This is a genomic window from Polaribacter glomeratus (assembly GCF_002954665.1).
Classification (GTDB): Bacteria; Bacteroidota; Bacteroidia; order Flavobacteriales; family Flavobacteriaceae; genus Polaribacter; species Polaribacter glomeratus.
On sequence record NZ_MSCM01000002.1, the window covers coordinates 214,916 to 237,370 of the forward strand.

23 protein-coding genes are annotated in these 22,455 nt (G+C 31.3%); 8 read left to right on the forward strand and 15 right to left on the reverse strand.

The window, feature by feature from the left end; translation table 11 throughout:
* Positions 1 to 31: 31 nt before the first annotated feature.
* Both BTO16_RS11010 and BTO16_RS11015 read right to left on the reverse strand, forming a co-directional pair.
* The gene (locus tag BTO16_RS11010) at positions 32 to 1,285 is read right to left on the reverse strand and encodes an aspartate kinase (protein WP_105021738.1); all 1,254 of its coding nucleotides are present in this window, start codon (positions 1,283 to 1,285) and stop codon (positions 32 to 34) included.
* Between the two features lie 99 nt (positions 1,286 to 1,384).
* Positions 1,385 to 1,867, reverse strand: a complete 483-nt coding sequence (locus BTO16_RS11015) for a GNAT family N-acetyltransferase (protein WP_105021739.1) — start codon at positions 1,865 to 1,867, stop codon at positions 1,385 to 1,387.
* Between the two features lie 199 nt (positions 1,868 to 2,066).
* Between BTO16_RS11015 and fbp the strand changes: the two genes are divergently transcribed.
* Together fbp and BTO16_RS11025 are read left to right on the forward strand one after the other, a co-directional pair.
* On the forward strand, positions 2,067 to 3,077 hold the full coding sequence (fbp, locus tag BTO16_RS11020; RefSeq protein WP_105021740.1) for a class 1 fructose-bisphosphatase: 1,011 nt from the start codon (positions 2,067 to 2,069) through the stop codon (positions 3,075 to 3,077).
* Positions 3,078 to 3,190: 113 nt separating this feature from the next.
* Positions 3,191 to 3,799 (forward strand): superoxide dismutase, encoded by a 609-nt coding sequence (locus tag BTO16_RS11025; protein WP_105021741.1) that lies wholly within the window; start codon positions 3,191 to 3,193, stop codon positions 3,797 to 3,799.
* Positions 3,800 to 4,125: 326 nt separating this feature from the next.
* Here BTO16_RS11025 and BTO16_RS11030 read toward each other — a convergent pair whose 3' ends face one another.
* Positions 4,126 to 6,024, reverse strand: coding sequence for an amidophosphoribosyltransferase (locus BTO16_RS11030; protein WP_105021742.1), 1,899 nt, complete (start codon positions 6,022 to 6,024; stop codon positions 4,126 to 4,128).
* Between the two features lie 64 nt (positions 6,025 to 6,088).
* The gene (locus tag BTO16_RS11035) at positions 6,089 to 7,015 is read right to left on the reverse strand and encodes a PfkB family carbohydrate kinase (protein ID WP_105022890.1); all 927 of its coding nucleotides are present in this window, start codon (positions 7,013 to 7,015) and stop codon (positions 6,089 to 6,091) included.
* Positions 7,016 to 7,222: 207 nt separating this feature from the next.
* Between BTO16_RS11035 and BTO16_RS11040 the strand changes: the two genes are divergently transcribed.
* The 5 genes from BTO16_RS11040 (at position 7,223) to BTO16_RS11060 (ending at position 10,556) form a co-directional block, all read left to right on the forward strand.
* On the forward strand, positions 7,223 to 7,648 hold the full coding sequence (locus BTO16_RS11040) for a SufE family protein (RefSeq protein ID WP_105021743.1): 426 nt from the start codon (positions 7,223 to 7,225) through the stop codon (positions 7,646 to 7,648).
* A gap of 11 nt (positions 7,649 to 7,659) precedes the next feature.
* A complete protein-coding gene (locus BTO16_RS11045; RefSeq protein ID WP_104811117.1) occupies positions 7,660 to 7,980 on the forward strand; it encodes a DUF59 domain-containing protein in 321 nt (106 codons plus the stop codon).
* A gap of 173 nt (positions 7,981 to 8,153) precedes the next feature.
* Positions 8,154 to 8,663 carry a DUF2480 family protein gene (locus BTO16_RS11050; protein WP_105021744.1) on the forward strand — a complete coding sequence of 170 codons (510 nt, stop codon included), beginning with the start codon at positions 8,154 to 8,156 and terminating at the stop codon, positions 8,661 to 8,663.
* A 48-nt stretch (positions 8,664 to 8,711) separates the two neighbouring features.
* A complete protein-coding gene (locus tag BTO16_RS11055; protein WP_105021745.1) occupies positions 8,712 to 9,578 on the forward strand; it encodes a DUF3078 domain-containing protein in 867 nt (288 codons plus the stop codon).
* A gap of 57 nt (positions 9,579 to 9,635) precedes the next feature.
* Positions 9,636 to 10,556: a DUF3078 domain-containing protein gene (locus BTO16_RS11060; protein ID WP_105021746.1), complete on the forward strand. Its 921-nt coding sequence runs from the start codon at positions 9,636 to 9,638 to the stop codon at positions 10,554 to 10,556.
* A gap of 109 nt (positions 10,557 to 10,665) precedes the next feature.
* Here the strand turns inward: BTO16_RS11060 and dsrP are convergent, their stop codons facing one another.
* Genes dsrP through BTO16_RS11090 form a run of 6 tightly spaced genes read right to left on the reverse strand, consistent with a single transcriptional unit; the run spans position 10,666 to position 16,934 of the window.
* Positions 10,666 to 11,883: a sulfate reduction electron transfer complex DsrMKJOP subunit DsrP gene (gene dsrP, locus BTO16_RS11065; protein WP_105021747.1), complete on the reverse strand. Its 1,218-nt coding sequence runs from the start codon at positions 11,881 to 11,883 to the stop codon at positions 10,666 to 10,668.
* Positions 11,884 to 11,910: 27 nt separating this feature from the next.
* Positions 11,911 to 13,044 (reverse strand): 4Fe-4S dicluster domain-containing protein, encoded by a 1,134-nt coding sequence (locus tag BTO16_RS11070; protein ID WP_105021748.1) that lies wholly within the window; start codon positions 13,042 to 13,044, stop codon positions 11,911 to 11,913.
* Positions 13,045 to 13,050: 6 nt separating this feature from the next.
* A complete protein-coding gene (locus BTO16_RS11075; RefSeq protein ID WP_105021749.1) occupies positions 13,051 to 13,677 on the reverse strand; it encodes a cytochrome c3 family protein in 627 nt (208 codons plus the stop codon).
* Entirely contained in the window at positions 13,670 to 14,362 is a 693-nt protein-coding gene (locus BTO16_RS11080) for a nitrate reductase cytochrome c-type subunit (protein WP_245892103.1), read from the reverse strand. The genes BTO16_RS11075 and BTO16_RS11080 overlap by 8 nt, the downstream gene beginning before the upstream one ends.
* A gap of 4 nt (positions 14,363 to 14,366) precedes the next feature.
* Positions 14,367 to 16,691 (reverse strand): molybdopterin-dependent oxidoreductase, encoded by a 2,325-nt coding sequence (locus tag BTO16_RS11085; protein WP_105021751.1) that lies wholly within the window; start codon positions 16,689 to 16,691, stop codon positions 14,367 to 14,369.
* Positions 16,692 to 16,934, reverse strand: a complete 243-nt coding sequence (locus tag BTO16_RS11090; RefSeq protein WP_105021752.1) for a hypothetical protein — start codon at positions 16,932 to 16,934, stop codon at positions 16,692 to 16,694. It lies immediately after the preceding gene.
* A gap of 255 nt (positions 16,935 to 17,189) precedes the next feature.
* On the opposite strand from BTO16_RS11090, the gene BTO16_RS11095 reads away from it, so the two are divergent.
* On the forward strand, positions 17,190 to 18,305 hold the full coding sequence (locus tag BTO16_RS11095; protein WP_105021753.1) for a CNNM domain-containing protein: 1,116 nt from the start codon (positions 17,190 to 17,192) through the stop codon (positions 18,303 to 18,305).
* A gap of 79 nt (positions 18,306 to 18,384) precedes the next feature.
* Here BTO16_RS11095 and BTO16_RS11100 read toward each other — a convergent pair whose 3' ends face one another.
* From BTO16_RS11100 to BTO16_RS11120, 5 genes are all read right to left on the reverse strand, one after another.
* Positions 18,385 to 19,407, reverse strand: a complete 1,023-nt coding sequence (locus tag BTO16_RS11100; RefSeq protein ID WP_105021754.1) for a hypothetical protein — start codon at positions 19,405 to 19,407, stop codon at positions 18,385 to 18,387.
* A gap of 75 nt (positions 19,408 to 19,482) precedes the next feature.
* A complete protein-coding gene (locus tag BTO16_RS11105; protein ID WP_146105390.1) occupies positions 19,483 to 20,433 on the reverse strand; it encodes a hypothetical protein in 951 nt (316 codons plus the stop codon).
* A 7-nt stretch (positions 20,434 to 20,440) separates the two neighbouring features.
* Positions 20,441 to 21,403 carry a DUF6175 family protein gene (locus BTO16_RS11110; RefSeq protein WP_105021756.1) on the reverse strand — a complete coding sequence of 321 codons (963 nt, stop codon included), beginning with the start codon at positions 21,401 to 21,403 and terminating at the stop codon, positions 20,441 to 20,443.
* A 2-nt stretch (positions 21,404 to 21,405) separates the two neighbouring features.
* On the reverse strand, positions 21,406 to 21,903 hold the full coding sequence (locus tag BTO16_RS11115) for a hypothetical protein (RefSeq protein WP_105021757.1): 498 nt from the start codon (positions 21,901 to 21,903) through the stop codon (positions 21,406 to 21,408).
* An 11-nt stretch (positions 21,904 to 21,914) separates the two neighbouring features.
* On the reverse strand, positions 21,915 to 22,454 hold the full coding sequence (locus tag BTO16_RS11120; protein WP_105021758.1) for a hypothetical protein: 540 nt from the start codon (positions 22,452 to 22,454) through the stop codon (positions 21,915 to 21,917).
* Position 22,455 lies beyond the last annotated feature (1 nt).

The following is a 22,455-nucleotide window of genomic DNA, read 5'->3' on the forward strand; positions in this document are numbered from 1 at the left end:
AATTTACTAAAAAAATTAAAGCAACTTTTTATTAATTCGGTTTCACTACAATTTGAGAGGTTTCCTTGTTAATTTGAGTTAATAAAGAAATACCTTTTTGTTCAATTAAAGCGATTGCTTTTGCATCAAAATGACGCACTGTATATAAATCTACTTCCGTTTGAACTTCAATTTTAAACTCTGCTTTTAGTTCCTCATAAAAATCGTCAAACTTGCTAAATTTATTATCAATACAGACAGAAAAACTAATGGCTGAATTCTGAATTAAATTTACTTTTAGTTGATAATCATGCAATTTTTGAAAAATATAACTAATATTATTTTCTACCATAAAAGAAAAATCTAGCGCCGAAATTGAAATTAAAATCTGATTTTTCTTTACAATAAAACAAGGAATATGCGGTACTAAAGTAGCTCCTTTAGAAACTTTAGTTCCTGTTTCTTTGGGATTTAAAAATGAACGAACTAATAACGGAATTTCCTTTTTTTGTAAAGGTTGTAATGTTTTTGGATGAATTACAGAAGCGCCATAAAAAGCCATTTCTATTGCCTCTTCATAAGAAATTTGCTCTAACAAAGTAGTATCAGTAAAAACTCTTGGATCTGCGTTTAAAACACCTTCTACATCTTTCCAAATAGTAACGCTTTCTGCATTTAAACAATAGGCAAAAATACCTGCTGTATAATCAGAACCTTCTCTACCTAAACTTGTAGTGTTTTCTGTATCGTTGGCTGCAATAAAACCTTGTGTTATATTAATTTTGGTGACATCCACTTTTTTTGTAATAATAGCCTCTGTAAGTTCCCAATCTACTTTTGCATCACGATAATTACTATCTGTTTTTATATAATTTCGCACATCAAACCAACTATTTTCTGTTCCTATTTTAGATAAATAGGCACTTACAATTCTGGTTGATAAAAGCTCTCCAAAACAAATAATTTGATCATAAACATAATTATATCTTTGAGATGCATTTCTAGCTAAAAACCAGCCTAGTTCACCAAAAAGAATATCAACATCTCTATAAACTTCGTCTTCTTTATCAAAAAGTGAACTCATAATGTTTTTGTGATACTCTTCAATAAAGGTTAATTTACTTGGTAATTTATCCGATTTGCTATAATACGCATCTACAACTTCTTCAAAAGCATTTGTTATTTTACCCATTGCAGATATAACAACTAAAGTATCTTTTGCTCCTTCATTTTTTATGATTGAAGCCACATTTTTTACACCTTCTGCATCTTGTACCGATGCGCCACCAAATTTAAAAATCTTCATTATAAATTCTATTATTTTAGATTTACATTAAATAAGAGTGATTGATTCAAAAAGTTATTGATACAATCTAGTACCTCAAAATCACTCGAACCAATACTTTTACTGATTATTTTGAATATATTTCGCTAAATTTTCTTTGTTCATTTGCACCACAGACCAATCATGCAAATAGGTAGCTCCTGTACTTTTATAAAAATCAATTGCATTTGTATTCCAATCTATTACTTCCCAAGCAACTCTGTTAAAATTATGTTCGTACGCATATTTTAAAACAGCTGTATACAAAGCTTTACCTGCGCCTATTTTTCGTTTACTTTGCGTTACCATTAAATCTTCTAAATGAATTGATTTGCCTTTCCAAGTAGAGTATCGTTCGTAGAACAAAGCAATACCAATAACTACGGCGTTTTCTTCGGCAACAAAAAGCTTAAATTTTGGAGTATCAGAAAAACCATCTTTTAATAAATCTTGTACTGTAATTTCTACTGCATCTGGCTCTTTTTCAAAAACTGCCAATTCTGTTATTAAATCTAAAACAGCTTGTACATCTTTTTTTTGACCTTCTCTTATTATAAAACTCATCTTCTAAAAATTTTGCCAAAGATAGTTGTTTTGCTATCGCTTAAAAATATTTGATATTTTTAGACATTTATTTTTGATTTGTTGAGATTTTATACATTTCATAAAAAAACACCACTTTTTTTACGGTAAAAACCTTAGCTACGAAAACGGAATAGTAAAAAAAAAATAGCATCTTTGTAAAATCAACATAACAAAAAAAATGACTGTACAAAAACAAACTTTAGGAGAATTTATTATTGAAAATCAATCTTCTTTCAAATACAGTTCTGGTGAACTCTCTAGACTGATAAACTCAATTAGATTAGCTGCAAAAATAGTAAACCATGAAGTTAATAAAGCGGGTTTAGTAGATATTCTTGGTGCGGCTGGCGACACAAACATACAAGGTGAAGACCAACAAAAGCTAGATGTTTATGCAAATGAAAAGTTTATTCAAACGCTTACAAAAAGAAATATTGTTTGTGGTATTGCAAGTGAAGAAGAAGATAGTTTTATAACTATTAACAGTCAAGATGAAAATAATCAAAACAAATATGTTGTACTAATTGACCCTTTAGATGGCTCGTCTAATATTGATGTAAATGTTTCTGTTGGAACTATTTTTTCTATATATAGACGTGTAACTCCTGTTGGAACACCTGTTCAAATAGAAGATTTTTTACAAAAAGGAAGCGAGCAAGTTGCAGCTGGTTATGTTGTTTATGGTACGTCTACAATGTTGGTATACACAACTGGTCATGGCGTTAATGGTTTTACCTTAAACCCAGCAATTGGGTCTTTTTACTTATCACATCCAAACATGAGTTTCCCCGAAGATGGAAATATTTACTCTGTTAATGAAGGAAATTATTTAGATTTTCCTCTTGGGATAAAAAAATACATAAAATACTGTCAGGAAGAAGAAGATGACAGACCGTATACAAGCAGATATATTGGTTCTTTAGTTTCTGATTTTCATAGAAATATGATTAAAGGCGGAATTTACATGTATCCTAAAGGTTCTAGAAATCCTAACGGAAAATTACGTTTGTTATATGAATGCAATCCAATGGCATTTATTGCTGAACAAGCAAACGGGAAATCTTCTGATGGTTATACAAGAACAATGGATGTTGAGCCAACAGAACTGCACCAAAGAGTACCATTTGTTTGCGGAAGTAAAAATATGGTTGAAAAAGTAGAACAATACATGCGTGAATTTGGAGAATAAATCCTTTCTATTCAACTATAAATTATCAAAACGTTAACTACTTGTAAAAGTATTTTTTAATGTTTAAATTTGTATCAGAAAATTAAATTATTCAATCTAAATATAAAAAAATTATGGCTTTTAAATTACCAGAATTAGGATATGCTTACGACGCATTAGAACCAAATATTGATGCTAAAACAATGGAAATTCACCATTCTAAACATCACAACGGATATACAAATAACTTAAACAACGCAATTACAGGAACTAATTTAGAAGGAAAGTCTATAGAAGCTATTCTTACTAATTTAGACATGAGCAATGGTGCTGTTAGAAATAATGGTGGTGGTTTTTACAATCATTCTTTATTCTGGACCGTTTTAAATCCTGAAGATAGAGGTTACTTATCTGGCGAATTAAAAGATGCTATCGAAGCTGCTTTTGGTTCTAAAGATGCTTTTATCGAAGCTTTTTCTAAAGCGGCTGCAACACAATTTGGCTCTGGTTGGGCTTGGTTATGTGTGCATCCAGGAGGAAAAGTAGAAGTTTGTTCTACTCCAAATCAAGACAATCCATTAATGCCGGGTGTTACTTGTGGCGGAACTCCAATTTTAGGATTAGATGTTTGGGAACATGCTTATTATTTAAACTACCAAAACAGAAGACCAGATTATATTAGTGCTTTCTTTAAAGTAATTAACTGGAATGAAGTTGAAAAAAGATACGCTGCTGCCAAATAAGTAACGCAGTTACTTCTGGCACATCACTTTTATGCAGAAACGCTAAAAAGTAATTTACTAAATTAAATTATAAAAAGCATCCAATATTTTGGATGCTTTTTATGATTAAAACCAACTCAATTTCTTTCTTTCCTTACTGATTAAAATAAAACGTATTTCATTGATTCTTATTTATTTTACTTGAAGAAAATAAGTCTAAAAACGATCAAATTTATTTTAATTTACAAAAATTTTAATTATTTAAAACTAAAAATCAATTCAAAAAAAAGAGAGCGAATTAAAATAATTCGCTCTCTTTTACTGTAGTGTTTTTTTTAAGGTATAATCTAATAAGCTCTTTTACTGCTGCCTTCATAGAAATTTATAAACGCTTGATTTACGACTCTATGACCTCCAGGAGTTGGATAATTACCCGTAAAATACCAATCACCTAAATGATTAGGACACGCTTTATGCAAACCTTCTATCGTTTGATAAATAACCTCAACCTCTGCTTTAATATCTTCGGTTTTTAGCATTTCTGCAATTTTACCTGATATTTCTTCAATTGTAAAAAGACTATAGACCTCCTTTACATAATTAATAATATCAGCATCTTTATTACCGTGTTGTGCTTTACATTTTATATAAACTTCGTCTATAATATGATATTTATTATGGTCTTTTAATAATTCTAACGCCGCTTTAAAAGCGATAAAATCCTCAATTCTAGCCATATCGATTCCGTAACAATCTGGATAACGAATTTGCGGTGCAGAAGAAACTACCACAATTTTTTTAGGCTCTAATCTATCTAAAATTCTTATAATACTTTTCTTTAACGTAGTTCCACGTACAATACTATCATCAATAATTACTAAATTGTCTGTAGGTTTTACAACACCATAGGTAATGTCATATACATGTTCTACCAAATCATCTCTAGAACTATCATCTGCAATAAAGGTTCTTAATTTTGCATCTTTGATTGCAATTTTTTCAAATCGTGCTCTTTCTGATAAAATTTGAGTTACTTTTTCTGCTGATAAATTTTTACCGCCTTCTAAAATTTTAGCAGTTTTTTGTTTATTTAAAACATCTTCAGCGGCTTCCGTCATTCCGTAAAAAGAAGTTTCTGCCGTATTAGGAATGTAAGAAAAAACGGTATTAGAAATATCAGAATCTATTGCTTTTAGTATTTCAGGAAACACAAATTTCCCTAAGTTTTTACGTTCTTGATAAATACTAGCATCACTACCTCTAGAAAAATAAATACGTTCAAAAGAACATGATTTTTTTTCTTTAGGCTCTAAAACTAATTCTATTGAGGTCATTCCGCTTTTTTTAATAATTAGCGCATGCCCTCTTTCCAATTCTTTTACATCGGCAATCTTTACATTAAAAACAGTTTGTATTACTGGTCTTTCTGATGCAACTACAACTACCTCGTCATCTTCATAATAAAATGTAGGTCTAATTCCGTTTGGATCCCTTAGCACAAATGCGTCTCCATGACCTACTAAACCAGCCATTGCGTAGCCACCATCCCAATTTTTAGAAGATCTTTTTAAAATATTTTTTAAGCTTAAATTTTCTTCAATAAAAGGGGATGCATCTTTTTTATTAAATCCTTGTTCTTTGGCTTTTAGGTATAAATCAGCAACTTCGGCTTCTAAAAAATGCCCAATTTTTTCCATTACAGTAACCGTGTCTGTATTCTCTTTTGGATGCTGACCTAACTCAATTAACTCTTCTAACATTTGTTTAGAATTCGTCATATTAAAGTTACCCGCAACAATTAAATTTTGATGTCTCCAGTTACTTTGGCGTAAAAATGGATGCACACTTTCTATGGAGTTTTTACCAAAAGTACCGTAACGAACATGTCCTAAAAAGAGGTTTCCAACATATGGCATATTTTCTTCTTGCCAATCAATATCGTCTTTTTTATCAGGGTTTTCATCCAAAACAGCATTTAAACGACCATTAATTTGAGCAAAAATATCTTGTATTGGTTGCGATTTATTAGAGCGCACTCTACTAATATATCTTGTACCCGGTTGTACATTAAATTTTACACTTGCAAAACCAGCACCATCTTGGCCTCGATTGTGTTGCTTCTCCATTAGTAAATACATTTTATTTATTCCGTAAAAAGCAGAACCGTATTTATCCTTGTAAAACTGTAAAGGTTTTTTTAATCTAACTAATGCAATTCCGCATTCGTGTTTAATTGCGTCACTCATTTAATTGGTTATTTGTTGCGTTATATGTATAAAAAATCCGCGAATTTTAAACGCGGATTTTTATTTATGAGATTTCTATATCAAATTGTGTTAACTCTTTAAAAGCTTGCAAACGCGTTTTGACTTCAGCTGCTGTAAGATTTTGCATACGTTCTGTTCCAAATTTCTCTACACAGAATGAGGCTAAATTAGAGCCGTAAATAATTGCGTTTTTCATATTCTCGAACGAAATATTTTCTGTTTTTGCTAAATATCCACAGAAACCACCTGCAAAAGTATCTCCTGCTCCTGTTGGATCAAAAACTTCTGCCAACGGTAAAGCGGGTGCATAAAACATATTGCCTTCATTAAATAATAAAGCACCGTGTTCTCCTTTTTTAATGACCACATATTTTGGGCCCATTCCATGAATTTTCTTTGCAGCATTTACCAAAGAATATTCTCCTGAAAGTTGACGAGCTTCTTCATCGTTTATAGTGATTACATCTACTCTTTTTAAAACAGTATGTAAATCTGCAAGTGCAATATCCATCCAAAAATTCATAGTATCTAAAACTACTAATTTTGGTTTTTCTGTCATTTGATCTAAAACAGACGCTTGTGTTAATGGATGTAAATTACCCAACATTACAATATCTGCATCTTTAAATTCAGTAGGAACCACTGGTTCAAAATTCTCTAATACATTTAATTCTGTAATTAAAGTATCTCTAGAATTCATATCGTTATGATATTTACCACTCCAGAAAAAAGTTTTTCCTTCTTTTATAACTTCAATACCATCAGTATTAATTCCTTTGGCATTCATCATTTTTAAATAAGATTCAGGAAAATCTCCACCAACTACAGAAACAACTCCTGTTTTTACACCAAACTGACTTGCTGCTAAACCAACAAAAGTTCCTGAACCTCCAAGAATTTTGTCTGTTTTACCAAAAGGAGTTTCAATTGCATCAAATGCTACAGTACCAACTGCTAATAATTTACTCATATGACTGTTTTTGTTTTTCCCTTTTCTACTTAACAATTGCAAGTTCGTAAAGGAATTTAATACATTAATTACTATATTCAAATACTATTTTAACAAAAATAATAATCAGTTTACTTTATACATAACAAGCATTTTTAATGCTTTTTTGTCGTATTTTTGCCTTTTACATAAAAGGTGTCTACGACGCCGCAAAAATAAGTTTAAAAAATGACTATCAAAGAAATACAAGCAGAAATTATTGATGAGTTTTCTATGTTCGATGATTGGATGGAACGTTATGAATATATTATAGAACTTGGTAAATCTTTACCAATCATAGACGCTGAATACAAACTAGATGAAAATCTGATAAAAGGCTGCCAATCTAAAGTTTGGTTGTTTTCTGAATTAGAAAATGATACAATAAAATTTACTGCGGATAGTGATGCAATTTTAACAAAAGGGATTGTAGCACTTTTATTACGCGTGTATTCAAATCAAAAACCGGCAGCAATTTTAACTGCAGAAACGAGTTTTATTGATGAAATTGGGCTAAAAGAACACCTTTCGCCAACTAGAGCAAATGGCTTGGTTTCTATGGTAAAACAAATAAAAATGTATGCAATTGCACAACAAGTAAAATTGCAAAATTAAGATTTAAGATAATGACAGATAAAGAATTAGACGAAATAGGAGATAAAATTGTAAGAGTTTTAAAAACCATTTATGATCCAGAAATTCCTGTGGATATTTACGAATTAGGATTAATTTATGATGTTTTTGTATCCGAAGAAAACAATGCAAAAATATTAATGACCTTAACATCACCTAATTGCCCGGTTGCAGAAACGCTACCTGTAGAAGTTGAGGATAAAGTAAAAACTTTAAAAGAAATTAATAACTGTGAAGTTGAAATTACTTTTGACCCAACTTGGACTTCAGAAATGATGAGTGAAGAAGCGAAGTTAGAATTGGGAATGTTGTAGTTAGTTTTTAGTTTTTAGTTTTTAGTTTTTAGTTTTTAGTTTTTAGTTTTTAGTTTTTAGAAAAGTAAAAATTTGCTACTACTATGCTATAACAAGTTTTAAAACTTACTAACTATGAAACTTAACGCTTTCAACTTTTGAACCTTTGAATTTTAAACCTTGAACCTAGTAACATGCAAGAAGAAATTATAAATAGAGTAACCAATAGCAAATTAATAACTTTTGATTTAGAAGAAATTTATCCAGAAGAAAAAAGAGTTGTTTTTGATATTAAAGACTGGTTATTTGAAGAAATTATTTTAAAAGAAAAAGATTTTAGAGAATCTGTGAAAACGCATAATTGGGCTCAATACAAAAATTCTTTTGTGGCTGTTTCGTGTTCTGTAGATGCTATTATTCCTTCTTGGGCTTTTATGTTAGTTGCATCAGAATTAACCCCTTTTGCTAGTAAAGTTGTTATTGGTAATTTAGAGTTGTTAGAATCTGTTATTTATCAAGAATTGATTGGTTTTTTAGATTTAAAAGATTTTGCGAATAAACCTGTAATTATTAAAGGTTGTGCAAATAAACCAATACCAAATTCTGCTTACGCTTTTTTAATAGCAAAGTTACAGCCAATAGCAAAAAGTATTATGTTTGGTGAGGCCTGCTCTACCGTACCGCTTTACAAATCAAAAAAATAGTTTTATTCTTTAACAGATAACATTATTTTTACCTTTTAAAAATGAACTTTGAAAAATTTCATCTTACCTTTTTTAATTTTACTTTCATTAAGTTTTTTTGCGCAACAAAAGAAGAAAAAAGACACACTTCCTATTCCTAAATGGAAGATTCATGGACGGTTTGCTTTTGTTTTTAATCAATCTTCATTTACAAACTGGGCTTCTGGTGGAGAAAACACTGTTGCTGGTAATATTAATGTTAACTACGATTTTAACCATAAAAACAAAAATTTAAACTGGGATAGCAGAATTATAAGCGGTTATGGTTTAAGTCATTTTAGCGAAAAAGGCTATCGTAAAACGGATGACCGATTTGAACTTAATTCCATTTTAGGTTTAAAGTCTAAAAACTATTGGTTTTTCTCTTTTATCACCAATTTTAAAACACAATACACATCTGGTTATAACTATAAAGTAGAACCTAAGGTTTTAGTTTCTAACTTTTTCTCTCCGGCATATTTAAGCTTTGGACCAGGAATGCTCTGGAAAAAATCTGATAATTTAAATATAAATATAGCGCCGGCAACGGCTAGGTTTACAATTGTAAATGATACTTTTTCGGGAGAATTTGGAGTTGATGAAGGCAAAAATTCTGTTTTTGGTCTAGGTTTTAATATCGCTGGCTATTTTAAATTTTATTTAATGGAAAACGTAGAGATGGAAAACATTATAGCACTCTACTCAGATTATTTAGACAAGCCTCAAAACATTGATCTAGATTACCAAGCTAACATCCGTTTTAAAGTAAATAAATACATGAAAATGCAGATGAATTTTCACACTATTATTGACGATAATTCTTCTGGAAGAGTTCAATTTAGACAACTTTTTGGCTTAGGGGTTAACTATAGTTTCCATGAAAAAGTGACTTATTAAAACTTTTTAGGTCTAAGCTTTTAAAGAGTCCTTTTTTAAATTCATAAAATTTTAGGAATGAAAAAATTATACATCTTACTATTATTTATTTTTATTGCTTTTTCTACAAAAGCACAGACAGCCCAAGAATTAAAAAAAACATTAGCTTCTAAAAAAGATTCTATTGCTAAATTACAAGTAAAAGCAAAAGCGATTCAAGGCAAAATAGATGCACTTCCTGGTTGGAGAAAAGGAGCTTTTGGTACAGTTGGAGCTAGTTTATCTGGCTTTAATAACTGGTATGCAAGATCTGCACCAAATACCTCTGCTGGTAATATTGGTGTTACTGTTAATGCTTTTGCCAATTTAATACAAAAAGATTTTTTCTGGAGAAATTCTGGAACTGTAAACTTAGGTTGGGTAAAAATAGATAATAGAGATGACCCTACAGATAGCGATAATTTTGAAACAGCTACAGATGTTTTTACAATATCTTCTTTATACGGGAAAAGACTTAACCAAAAATGGGCAATTTCTGGTTTAGGCGAATATAGAACTACCCTGTTAGAAAACTTTAATGACCCTGGATATTTAGATATTGGTGCTGGTTTAACCTGGACGCCAACAGACAACTTAGTTGTTGTTATACATCCTGGAAACTACAACTTTGTATTTAGTAGCGGAAACAGTGTTTTTGAGTCTTCTTTAGGAACAAAAATAGTTGCAGATTACACCGCAAAATACAATAAGTTAAGCGTAAAGTCTAACTTGTCTATGTTTCAAAGTTATAAAGACAATGATTTATCTAACTGGACATTTACAAACTCTTTAGGTTATACTGTTTGGAAAGGAATTGGTTTAGGTTTTGAACTTGGTCTTCGTAAAAACAAACAAGAAGCTTTAAGTAATTCTTTAATTACGAATCCTTTAGAAAACTTTAATACCGTAGATAACAAATTACAATCTTATTGGTTATTTGGTGTAAGTTATTCGATATAATAGACAACAAATATTTCTTTTGATCTAAAAAATAATAAACACTTCAAGTTCCAAAACTAAAGGGTTTATTAATTTATTAGCTTTAAAGTGCTAAAAAATATTATTATAATTATCCTTTGTATCGAAGTTTGCCTGTTTCTATACCAATTGCGGTTTTTGCCAATATAGTAAACACCAAAGCCCCTAAAGCCCAAATACCTAGTGTTACCCCTATTTCAATTCCAGAGGGCGTGTACTCTTCAATCTTACCATAAGGACCAGGTATAAAACCAGGTATAATTAATCCAAAACCTTTTTCTATCCAAATTGCAACGAACAAAATAGCACAGGCAAAATAAAGAACTTTTAAATTGTTTCTAAGTTTATGAAAAGTAAGTATTACCGTTGCTAATACGTTTAAAGAAATTGCTGTCCAGATCCAAGGTAACAAAGCGGTTTTACCATCTAATCCAAAGAATAAATAGTAAGCACTTTCACTATGATGCGTTGGCGCATAAAACTCTTTAAACAACTCAGAAATCAACATAATTATATTAATTTGAGCAGCAATAGTAACCACCATTGCAATTTTTTTAATTGTTTTATCTTCAACTTTAAACTCTGTAGAACTTCTAATTACGGCCAAAATAAGAATAATTAAAGCAGGTCCTGCAGCAAAAGCGGATGCTAAAAATCGAGGACCTAAAAGCGCATTATTCCAAAATGGTCTTGCTTGTAAACCTTGATATAAGAACGCGGTAACCAAGTGGATTCCAACAGCCCAAAAAACTGACAAAATTGCCCCAGGAACATACACGCTTTTTTTAGATTCCTTTCCTTGATAATGTCTAAAAAGGATATAAAAGGGAATCGTAATATTTAAAAACAGATATCCGTTTAAAACCAAAACATCCCAAGTTAACATGGAGTTTGGAAAATTAAAAACACCAATTCCAGGAATCATATGCCATAAAACAGAAGGACCGCCCATATCTGCAACAACAAAGGCTAAACACATAATTAAGGCTGCGACCGCAAGGCCTTCGCCTATTAAAACAGCTTGTTTAAAATCAATATCTTTTAAAACATAAGTTGGCATCACCAGCATAACAGCAGCTGCCGCAACACCAACTAAAAAAGTAAAATTAGAAATATATAAACCCCAACTTACTCTATCCGACATGCCTGTAACACTTAAGCCTTCTTCTAATTGAATAGAATAACAATACATGCCAGTAAGCATCACAAATGTTAAAAACGCCATCCAAATATGGTACTTTCTAGAGCCATGCGATATAACATCAAAACTATCAATAATTAAGCTTTTAAAAACTTTAAGTCTTCTCATATTCTCCTTTTAACAGATTAAAATTACTTAGTCCATATAGTACCAAAACTTTGGTTCTGTTCCTAAATCTTCTTTTAACCTAAATACTTTTTTATTTTCTAAAACCCATCGAATAGTGCTATCAGGATCTAATAAATTACCAAAAACACGAGCTCCCGTTGGGCAGGCCTCTACACATGCAGGATCTTTACCAGATCTAGATCGCTGTACACAAAACGTACATTTTTCTACCACACCTTTTTTACGCATTCTATTTCCTAAATAATGCTGATCTTTATTTACTTCTTCCTCAGGAACTTCTGGTTTACTCCAATTAAATCTTCTACCATCATAAGGGCATGCTGCCATACAATATCTGCAACCTACACACCAATCATAATCTACAACTACTAACCCATCTTCTTCTCGCCAAGTTGCTTGTACTGGACAAACCTCTACACAAGGAGGATTATCGCAATGAAAACATTGCGTTCCCATATAAAAATGACCTTCTGCAGGAACTTCATGATAATAATTATCATCAGCTTCATTAAAATTAAAACCTTTACCGTCTTTCATTTCATGAATTCTGATATACTGCATTTGTGAATCTCTATCTTGATTATTTTCTTCTACACAAGCACTAACACAATCCATATATCCTTGACATTTAGAAATGTTAAATGCATATCCAAAAAGCACATCTTTTTCTGCGTTTTTTGAAGATAAACTAATGGTTTTTCCGGTTCTTAATTGATAAGAACGCACTAATCGTTCTACTGTTCCTTTTTTTTCATCATCCTCCATCAATTTATAGTTTCCTTTAAATTGCTCTTCCCAATCTATTTGCGATTTCTCTTTTGATTCATCACTAGAAATGACACTTGTACAAGAGGAAACAGCACCTGCACCAATTAACAAACTTGCAGTTAATTGCTTAAAAGCATTTCTTCTACTCATTTTTACATCAAAAACTTGATCAAAACCATCCTTTTTAACTTCTTCACCTATGGACGCATTTACTGCCGCTTCTAAAAAGTCTTCTGCGCTTAATTCTTCTACAGGTTGCGAAGAGTTACATCCACCCTCTGTTTTACCGCAACCACAAGAACTTGATGTTTTAGGTTGCTTTTGCCTACTATTCAAATTTAAAGAGTACCACTTTTTGTTATTATCGCTCATGCCTAATTATTTTCTATCGATTATTTTTTGGGTATTAAAACGCGCTGGCCACCTGGTTTCAAAGTGTGGTTTGTGCGGGTTATGACAATTTACACATGTCATTGCTGCTCTTGGAGGCGCCCAACCACCAATATTTTTTCCGTGAGCTCCACCTTTCCAATCATCAAACTGTTTTGTATGACACTGACTACATAATTTATAACTCTTATTAAAATCTATTTGATTGCCTGTTAAACTTTTTAGCTCGTCCATATTTTCGCCGTTATGACACGTAATACAATTCATTGTATTTAAATCTGCATGTTTTAAAGCAATATCCCAATGTGCTTTTTGAACACCTTCAGTTTGTAATTTATGTAAAGGTTTTGTATGACATTCCGTGCATTTAAAAGACTTAATTTGGCTTTTTCTTTCAGGAATTAAAAATGTGTGTTCTCCTTCTGTTATTTCCATCATTTTTATATCATCAAAATACTTTTCTGATGAAATTGTAACACCATGATAATTTTTACTTTTTGCTCTAATCTTATCAGTAATACTATGATACTCGTCTTCTTTATGTTTGCAAGATGAAACTAGTATTATCAAAAATAAAACCCCTAAAACTTGTATAATTCTATTGCTTTTATTCATTTTTAATCTCTTTTATAAAAACCCCAATATCTTTGATTTCTTTATTATTTAATACATGACATTGCCTGCAGTTTATGCGCTCTGGATGCGTTACTCTTATTTCTTTTGGCGCACTTGGCCCTGCATGACAAGACAAACAGTTTTCGTGCATTTGTATTTGATGCGGTATAACCGGAGGACTTGTAATAAGTACATTATTATCTCCAACTGAAGGAGCATTTACTTTTAAATAATCACCAGATTTAAACAAGGTATTATTTTGTTGCGCTACGTGGCATTGTTTACAGTTTACCAATTCTGGATGCGGCACAACTGGCGTATAAGCATTGTATTTCTCTACAAACCCACCGTTCTCATGACATTTTAAACAACTATTTCCGCCGATATTTTGCGTTTCTACTATTGGATGTGGAATGCTTGGTGGCGCACCATGAAATGCTCTATTATCATAATATGTTTCTAGGCTTCTTTCGTGCTCTTTATCAAAAGGCATATTTGCATAATCTAGCGCAAACTCAGCTCTTCTAAATACGCCCGTTTCAGATGGAATTATCGGTGTAAGACTGCTTCCTTTTAAAGGAATATAAGCCTCTTCTCTACCTTGTTCGTAACTAAAATTCCAAACCGTAATAAAAGCGATAAACAGCATTATAAATAACGATATGATTCCTAATCTCTTTTTCATTATTTTAAGCTTTTTGTATCTTAACAGCGCATTTTTTATAATCTGGTTCTTTAGATATTGGGCAAAAAGCATCTAATGTTACATCGTTAATCATCATATTTTCATCAAAAAAAGGAACAAACACTTGACCTTTAGTTGGCAAACCTCTTTTATTAATAGAAGCGGGCAAAACACATTCTCCTCTTCTAGAAATAACTTTAACATTCTCTCCATCTCTAATGCTTAAAGCTTTTGCGTCATCAGGATGAAATTCTACATACGCATGCGGCATTGCTTTGTGTAAAACAGGAATTCTTCTTGTCATAGAACCTGTGTGCCAATGCTCAATAACTCTACCTGTATTTAACCAAAATGGATATTCTTTATCAGGAAACTCTGCTGCAGGTTCATAAGGTCGTTGCCAAATAACTGCTTTGCCATCTGGTTTTCCATAAAAATGAAAATCTTTACCATTATCGCACGCAGGATCGTATTTTGAATTAAATCGCCATTGTGTAGATTTTCCGTTTACATAAGGCCATATTACACCAGATTCTTTTTTTAAAACTTCTAATGGTGCCATTCCATGTTTTGCACCTTCATGAAATTGTCTATATTCATTGTAGATTTCTTCTGCATGATTTTCTTTACTGTAGGGAAATAAATCGCCATAACCCATTCGTTTTGCAACTTCAATAGTCATCCAAGCATCAGGAGTTGTATCTCCTGGACCTTCTACCATTTTATCCCAATATTGGGTTCTACGCTCTGAATTACCATACAAACCGCTCTTTTCTATATGCCAAGAAGCTGGTAAAATTACATCTGCTACATCAGAAGTTGGTGTAGGAAACACATCAGAAACCACCACAAAACAAGAATCTTTTTTCATACCCGCCGTATACCGTTTGGTTTTTGGTAAAGAAACCAATGGGTTTGTAACCTGTGTCCAAATAAACTTAATATCACCTCGATCTACGGCTCTAAACATTTCTGTTGCGTGATACGTTGGTTTTGCAGGAATTCTTTCAACCGGAACTTTCCAAATTCTAGCCGCCATTTCTCTATCCTTGCGATTCGTTACAACGCCATGTGGTAATTTATGTGTAAACGTACCAACTTCTCTCGCTGTTCCGCAAGCGGATGGTTGCCCCGTTAAAGAAAAAGGGCCGTTTCCTGGTTGAGAAATTTTACCTGTTAATAAATGAATATTATACACCAAATTATTCATCCAAGTTCCTCTTGTATGTTGGTTCATTCCCATACACCAATATGAAACTACCTTTTTATTTGGGTTTCCATAAATGGATGCTAAATATTTAATGTCTTTTGCTGATACTTTTGAATATTTTTCTACTTTTTCTGGTGTATAATCTTCCAAGAATTTTTTATACTCTGCAAAATTAATTTTGGTAGGCTTGTCTGTAAAACTATAATTATCTTCTAACCCGTATCCCATTTTAGTCAATCCCTTGCTAAAAGTGGTGTGATCTTCAACAAATTTAGTATTCACCCATCCATTGTTAATAATCTCGTAACAAATTGCATTTGCTACTGCTAAGTCTGTTTGAGGTTCAAATAAAATAGACCTGTTTGATGCAGTACTAGAGCGCGTTGTTCTAGTAGCAAAATCAATAATTTTTGCACCTCTATTATTTTTTTGTTCTAACATTCTAGAAAATAAAACTGGATGCATTTCTGCCATATTATTTCCCCAAGTTATAAAGTAATCTGCATGGTCTATATCTTCATAACAGCCCATAGGTTCGTCTGCGCCAAAAGATGTTAAAAAGCCTGTAACTGCACTTGCCATGCATAAACGGGCATTACAATCTAAATTATTTGTGCCGATAGCACCTTTCATTAACTTGGACGCTACATAACCTTCTGGAATGGTAGATTGCCCAGAAGTATACATGGCAACAGAATCTTTACCATGTTTTTCGATGGTAGATTTCATTTTTCTAGCAACCAAATCTAACGCTTCATTAATAGGAGTTTTAACGTATTTACCATTTTTTTTAACCAATGCGTGCGTTAATCGATCACTTGCTTGAATACACATTGTTTGATGATATCCTTTTACACAGAGCAAGCCTTTATTTACAGAAGAGTTTGGATCTCCTTTTACGGCAACTGCTTTTCCGTTTTCAACTCCTACCAAAATTCCACATCCTACACCACAAAAACGGCAAGGTCCTTTTTTCCAATCTAGATTTCCTTCTGAAATTCCTGCAAGTTGTTCGCTCGCAAAAATAATTCCAGGAAACATGGTCATTGCAGCTGTCATTGCAGCCGTAGCAGCCATTTTTTTTATAAAAATTCTTCTACTTGTTAAGGTTGCACTCATCTATAAATCGTTTTTTGGTGTGTTAAATCCAGAAACTAATGCTAGTAATTTTAAACTATTGAAAGTTTCTATATGCTGTTTTAAAATATCATCGTCAGAGTCACTTTCTGTGTCTGTAACCAAAATAATAACGTCTTTATTTTCTGCAGGAATTATTTCGCAATTTTTTAAAGCTAATAACTCATTTATAAGCTTTTCTTTTTGTCCACTATGTGGATGGGCTAAATAACTCTTTATGGCCATTGGATATAATTTAATACTGCCATAAAAATATATTTATATCTAAAAATAAAATATGATATTTATCATAAAAAATAAATTTAAAGCGTTACAACAGCGTCTATTTAAGTAGAACACTCCAGTAAACACAACCAATTTGATCATATTTTGTAATTTTAATACACAACAAATAGTTGTTTTCAGCTACTACTTTTCAAACCAAAGAAAGAGTAGTTAAGGCCTTTTTATTTGCGTATTTTTGCAAACTAAATTCATGTAATGACCTTATTAATTATTTACGCTACCATATCTATTTTCTTTTCATTTTTATGCTCAATTCTAGAAGCCGTTTTACTAAGCATAACCCCAACATTTATCAACCTTAAAAAGAAAGAAGGGCTAGAGTTTGCAACAGATTTAGAAACCTTAAAAAAAGATGTTGACAAGCCACTAATTGCCATTTTAACAATTAATACAATTGCGCATACTGTTGGGGCAATATTGGTTGGTGTGCAGGCAAAAGTTGCCTACGCAGAAATGTATGGAACTTCTGTTAAAACCATTCTTGGACTAAAAATTACAGAGGATGTTATGGTTGGTATTGTATCTACCGTCATGACTATTTTAATCTTAGTAGCATCCGAAATTATCCCTAAAACTATTGGCGCAACGTATTGGAAACAACTAGCAAGTTTCACTGCTAAAACATTAAAAATATTAATTTTCCCTTTAAAATGGACTGGTTTTTTATGGGTGTTACAATTAACCACAAAGCTAATTGGCGGCAAAGGTCATGGAAGTATTTTAAACAGAGAAAGCTTTTTGGTGATGACAGAAATGGCAGAAAAGGATGGTGTTTTTCATGAAAATGAAAGTAAAGTTATCAGAAATTTATTAGGTTTTAATGAGATTAAAGTTAGTGATGTAATGACACCTAGATCTGTTTTAGAAATTGCTGATGAAAGCCAAACCATACAGTCTTTTTACAACGAACATAAAAATTTACGCTTTTCTAGAATTCCTGTTTTTGCTGAAAATCCTGATGAAATTACTGGTTATTTTTTAAAGGATAATTTATTGGAAGCAATTATCAACGGACAAGGAAATGAAAGTTTGGCGAGCATCCGAAGAAATATTTTAATTACGGAAAGGGAATTATCGATTCCAGATTTGTTTGATAAATTAATACAAGAAAAAGAACATATTGCCCTAGTAGTTGATGAATATGGCTCTGTTAGCGGAATCGTTTCTCAAGAAGATGTAATTGAAACACTGTTAGGTTTAGAAATTATGGACGAAAGTGATTCTGTGGCTGATATGCAACAATTAGCAAGAAAATCTTGGAAAAACAGAGCTAAAAAAATGGGGATTGTTGAAGAAAAAAAAGAGGAATAAAAATTATTCCTCTCGTTTTATTTAATATACTCCATTAATCTGCTTTACTTATTACATTAAAATGGTATAATTATTTTTATTACCAATTAATTTGAGTTTTAAGATAAGGCCCATGTTGAAGAAGAAAAGTTGAAGAAGGTGCCGATTGAAAATATTCGTTATCAATTGGGTCTTTTGATTCTCCAGCTGTTAACAAAGCATAAAATCTAAAATTATATCCACCAGAGAATCCAAATGATAATTTTTTATCACTCTCTTTATAAATACAAGAAACTCCAATTCTTGTATCCGAAGAAATACCAAAACCCCAAGTTGAATTTCTATTTGACGAGATAAAACCATTAGGATCTGCATATAAATTATCATATTGGCCATTTCCTAATCCATTTCTAACAATGTCCTCTAATTCATCTTTAGCAAAATCACTAGCTTGCATGGTTACTATTCCTGCTAAATTTGATGAAGAAAAATCTAATTTTACCTTACCAGTATCCATTGTACTTGCTAATCTGCTATACATCATATCTATTTTTTGATGAAATGCATAAAAATTAACTTTTGCAAAAGGATCTACATAGGTTATTTCTATAATATTTGTTAACCCAACAGTAGACTGTAATGGCATAGTCATAGATGTTATACCTAACCCATATTGGCTTATGTAATATTCATTAAAGTCTGTAGGGGTTTTAAAAATAGTAAAGCTTCTAAATTTATTAGAAAAATCTCCAACAGGAACATCTAAAGTATTACCATTAAGATCTAGCGAAGAATTCTGTAAACTACCTTGTAAATTTCCTGTCTCATAAGAAAATTCGAGGTATTTAATCCCTACTCTTAAAGCTGTATTAATGAGTTTGTCATTTTCTTGATTAAAATTAACAAACCCTCCTATTCTTAACCAACTTAAAACACTTACACTTCCTTCAAAAGTTGTAAATAAAGTTGGTATACCTTTAATATCTGGTTTTGGGTCTTGAGCAGTTACAGGTTGAAAACTTGGGGTTAAATACTTTGTGCTTGCACTGAAATAATTAGTTCTTTGAGAAAAAATGTTTGTTTGTAAACAAACTAAGAAAATTATAATTACAGTTTTTTTCATTTTTATAAATTAAGTTATGCTTACTTCATTATAAACCTCTTAAAGAAGAGCCAAAATTGTTTGTTTTTTAAAATTTTACCACCATCTAGAAACATTATATCCTCTGGCTCTAGCAAGACTAATTTTTTCTTGCATTTCAAGAGCTCTTAAATTATAATTAATAATGTTTTCTTGCTTTTTAAGCTCAAACTCCCATTTGCGGGTTGCATCTTTTTCTAAAGATTTATTAATTAAATCAAATATCCTTTTAGCATCTGCATAGCAAGAAGAAGCTGGATCTATTTCACTTAAAAATTCTCCTGCCTTTTTTGCGGCATCAAAATCTAAACCAAAATTCCATGCATTTTCTGCTTTTGTAATATAAATTTTACATTCACTATCAATCTTCCTTTTGTAAATAGGTCTTAATTTATCCGAAGCCAAAGAATAACATTTAGAAGTTTCTTTCGGAATTGAATTTAAAACAGACAACGCATCATCATATTGATTTAAATTTGCATAGTTATCTGCTTCTTTTAAAATATTATTACAATTAGAATTAAAATAATCTACTATTTTACTTTTAGAATCTTCCAATAATTTTTTTAACTCCTTGTTGTTACTACCTATTCTTCTAATTGCAGAATTATATGCCTTTGTTTCATTTGTTCCTACACCTTTTACTTCAATAGAAGTGCTTCCATATTTTAAACCAGAAACACCATCACCAACATAAAATGTAACATCTAAAACAAGCGCTACTTTTGGTGGCGCACCTGCAACAATATTTTTATTTACAACCGTAATATTGGGGGTTAAAATAAATCTACTATCAAAACCAATAGAACTAGAATACCCACTTGAAGTAATAATTTTATCTAATTTATTTTCTAAATTTACACGAGCAGATGAAGGCAAATACTCAATTTGACTAGAAACATAGGGAGCAATTGCAATTAAATCTATGTCTTTTATTTTCTTTTGACTAAAAGTTGTTACGGTATATAATACGATAACAAAAATTATATTGAATCTTATAAATTTCATAATTTTTTTATTTACTTCCAAGAATTAATGTTGCTTCACCCAATCCTCTAGTGGTTAATTTATTTTCTATATTAAATTCTGTTCTTAAAAATTTACTTAGTTCATTTGCAAATCTTCTTGTATCCATAGCTCTTTGTCTGCCATTTCGTTCATAAAATAATGGTATTCTAACTTGCTCAAAAACTAATATATTTTCGGTTGCTGTAGTTGTAGAAAATCTACCTTTAACTGAATTATCTGCAAACCAATCTTCAATTAAAAGCCCTAATTCTTCTTCACTTGACCCAAATAAAGATTCTAAATCATCTTCCCAATCATCCCATTTTTTTATTCTAATTGTTACTTCTCTGCCTAACGTAAACATTTGTTCAAAATGATCTTGAAGACTATTTGTAAAAGGATCGATATAAGACAGTATTGCTTCTTCTAGCATTATTGGCACTTCCGTTGAAAAAGAAGGCTTGCCTGTACCAACCGCTGTTGCAATTTGCTTATTAGAATATGCATCTAAACCTTGTAAGTTAAATGTTACAGATTTTTTAGGTCCAACACTATTAAAAGACCAAGTTAATTGAATAATAATATCTGCTTTTGCCTGATTTAACAATTGATCTACAGGACTTTCTGATAAATCACTTCCTCCTCCTTTAGAAGATCTTGCATTATCTATAGCGCTTGTAGCATTAATGTTTTTCATTACAGATTCTATATTTTTTAATGGAAACTCTCTCTGAGCCATTAACCCATTAATTTTACTAACAACCATTAGTAATTCTGTATTTTCTTGAAAGGCTCTTTTGTAATCTGGAATAATTTCTTTTGATCCTTGGTTTTCAAATTCAAGAAAATATCCGTTTTTTATGCACCAATTATCACTTGGCACCACCATTATAGTTGGCTTTTTTGCTTGAGAATAATTTGTTGAAACGTATAGAATCACCAAAAAAAATGTGAGAATAAATTTTTTCATTTTTATAAAATTATTTTGTTTTCTGATAAATATTCTTTTAAACCTACAACATCAATCGTTGTTAGTAATTCATAAGACTTTTGAACGCTAAATTCTATTTTGTCTTTTTTAAGATTCGAATACCAATTGGCATCTGGTCTTGAAACAAATTTGCCAAAATTGCCTCTTTTGGAATAAAATCCTTCAAAAAAAGCTTTGTGTTCTTCTTTTAAATTAGGGTTTGAAACTAAAGGATCTGTATTACAATTGAGTGCTCCTTTTTTAATCCCTTTAAAGATAATATCGTCTATTACCTTTGTTCTTGCATTTAAAACGGCGCTTTCTATATTAATACCAGAACCCCATGTTTTAACCACTAGAGAACCATCTAAATTTTTAGCAACACATTCTATTTCATAGCTGTAATAAGAAGATATTACATTTGTCTTTGAAATATCTTTAGACTTGCAACCTATTAAAATGAGCGCAAATACTGTAATTATTTTTAGTGTAGATTTCATATCTATATATTTTAAAATCCTGATGATAATTTTTTAATGATTCCTGCATCTTCTAATTCTTTTCTAAGCAAGTTTTTATTGACAGACACAACTACTCCTATTTTATAAACTTTTCCTCTTAATCCAAATGCTTTCCCTTTCATAACAAACCTGTCTTCTGCTTTTACAGCACCTTCTGTGGTTAAATCAATAAATTTGGAATACTTACCGCCAATAGCAAAAAAGGATTTAAAATACTCATTGCTTTGTTCTTCTAGATTTGAGTCTCTTACCATAGCAGGTTGCGCTACGCATCCTCTTTCTCCTGGAGGAATTCCTCTAAAAATAACGCCTCTAATTGCATTCATTTTGGCTTGTTCAACAGCTAAAAATCGATCTTTAGAATACGAAAAAACTTTAATTAAATAGATTCCTTCGGTTCCAACTCCTTCGCATTTAATTTCAAATATTTTACTTAATTTCTCTTCAGCTATTTGCTTTTTGCTTTGCGAATAGGTGTTTATACTTGATAGAATAAATAGTGATAGCAGTAGTTTTAATATATTTCTCATA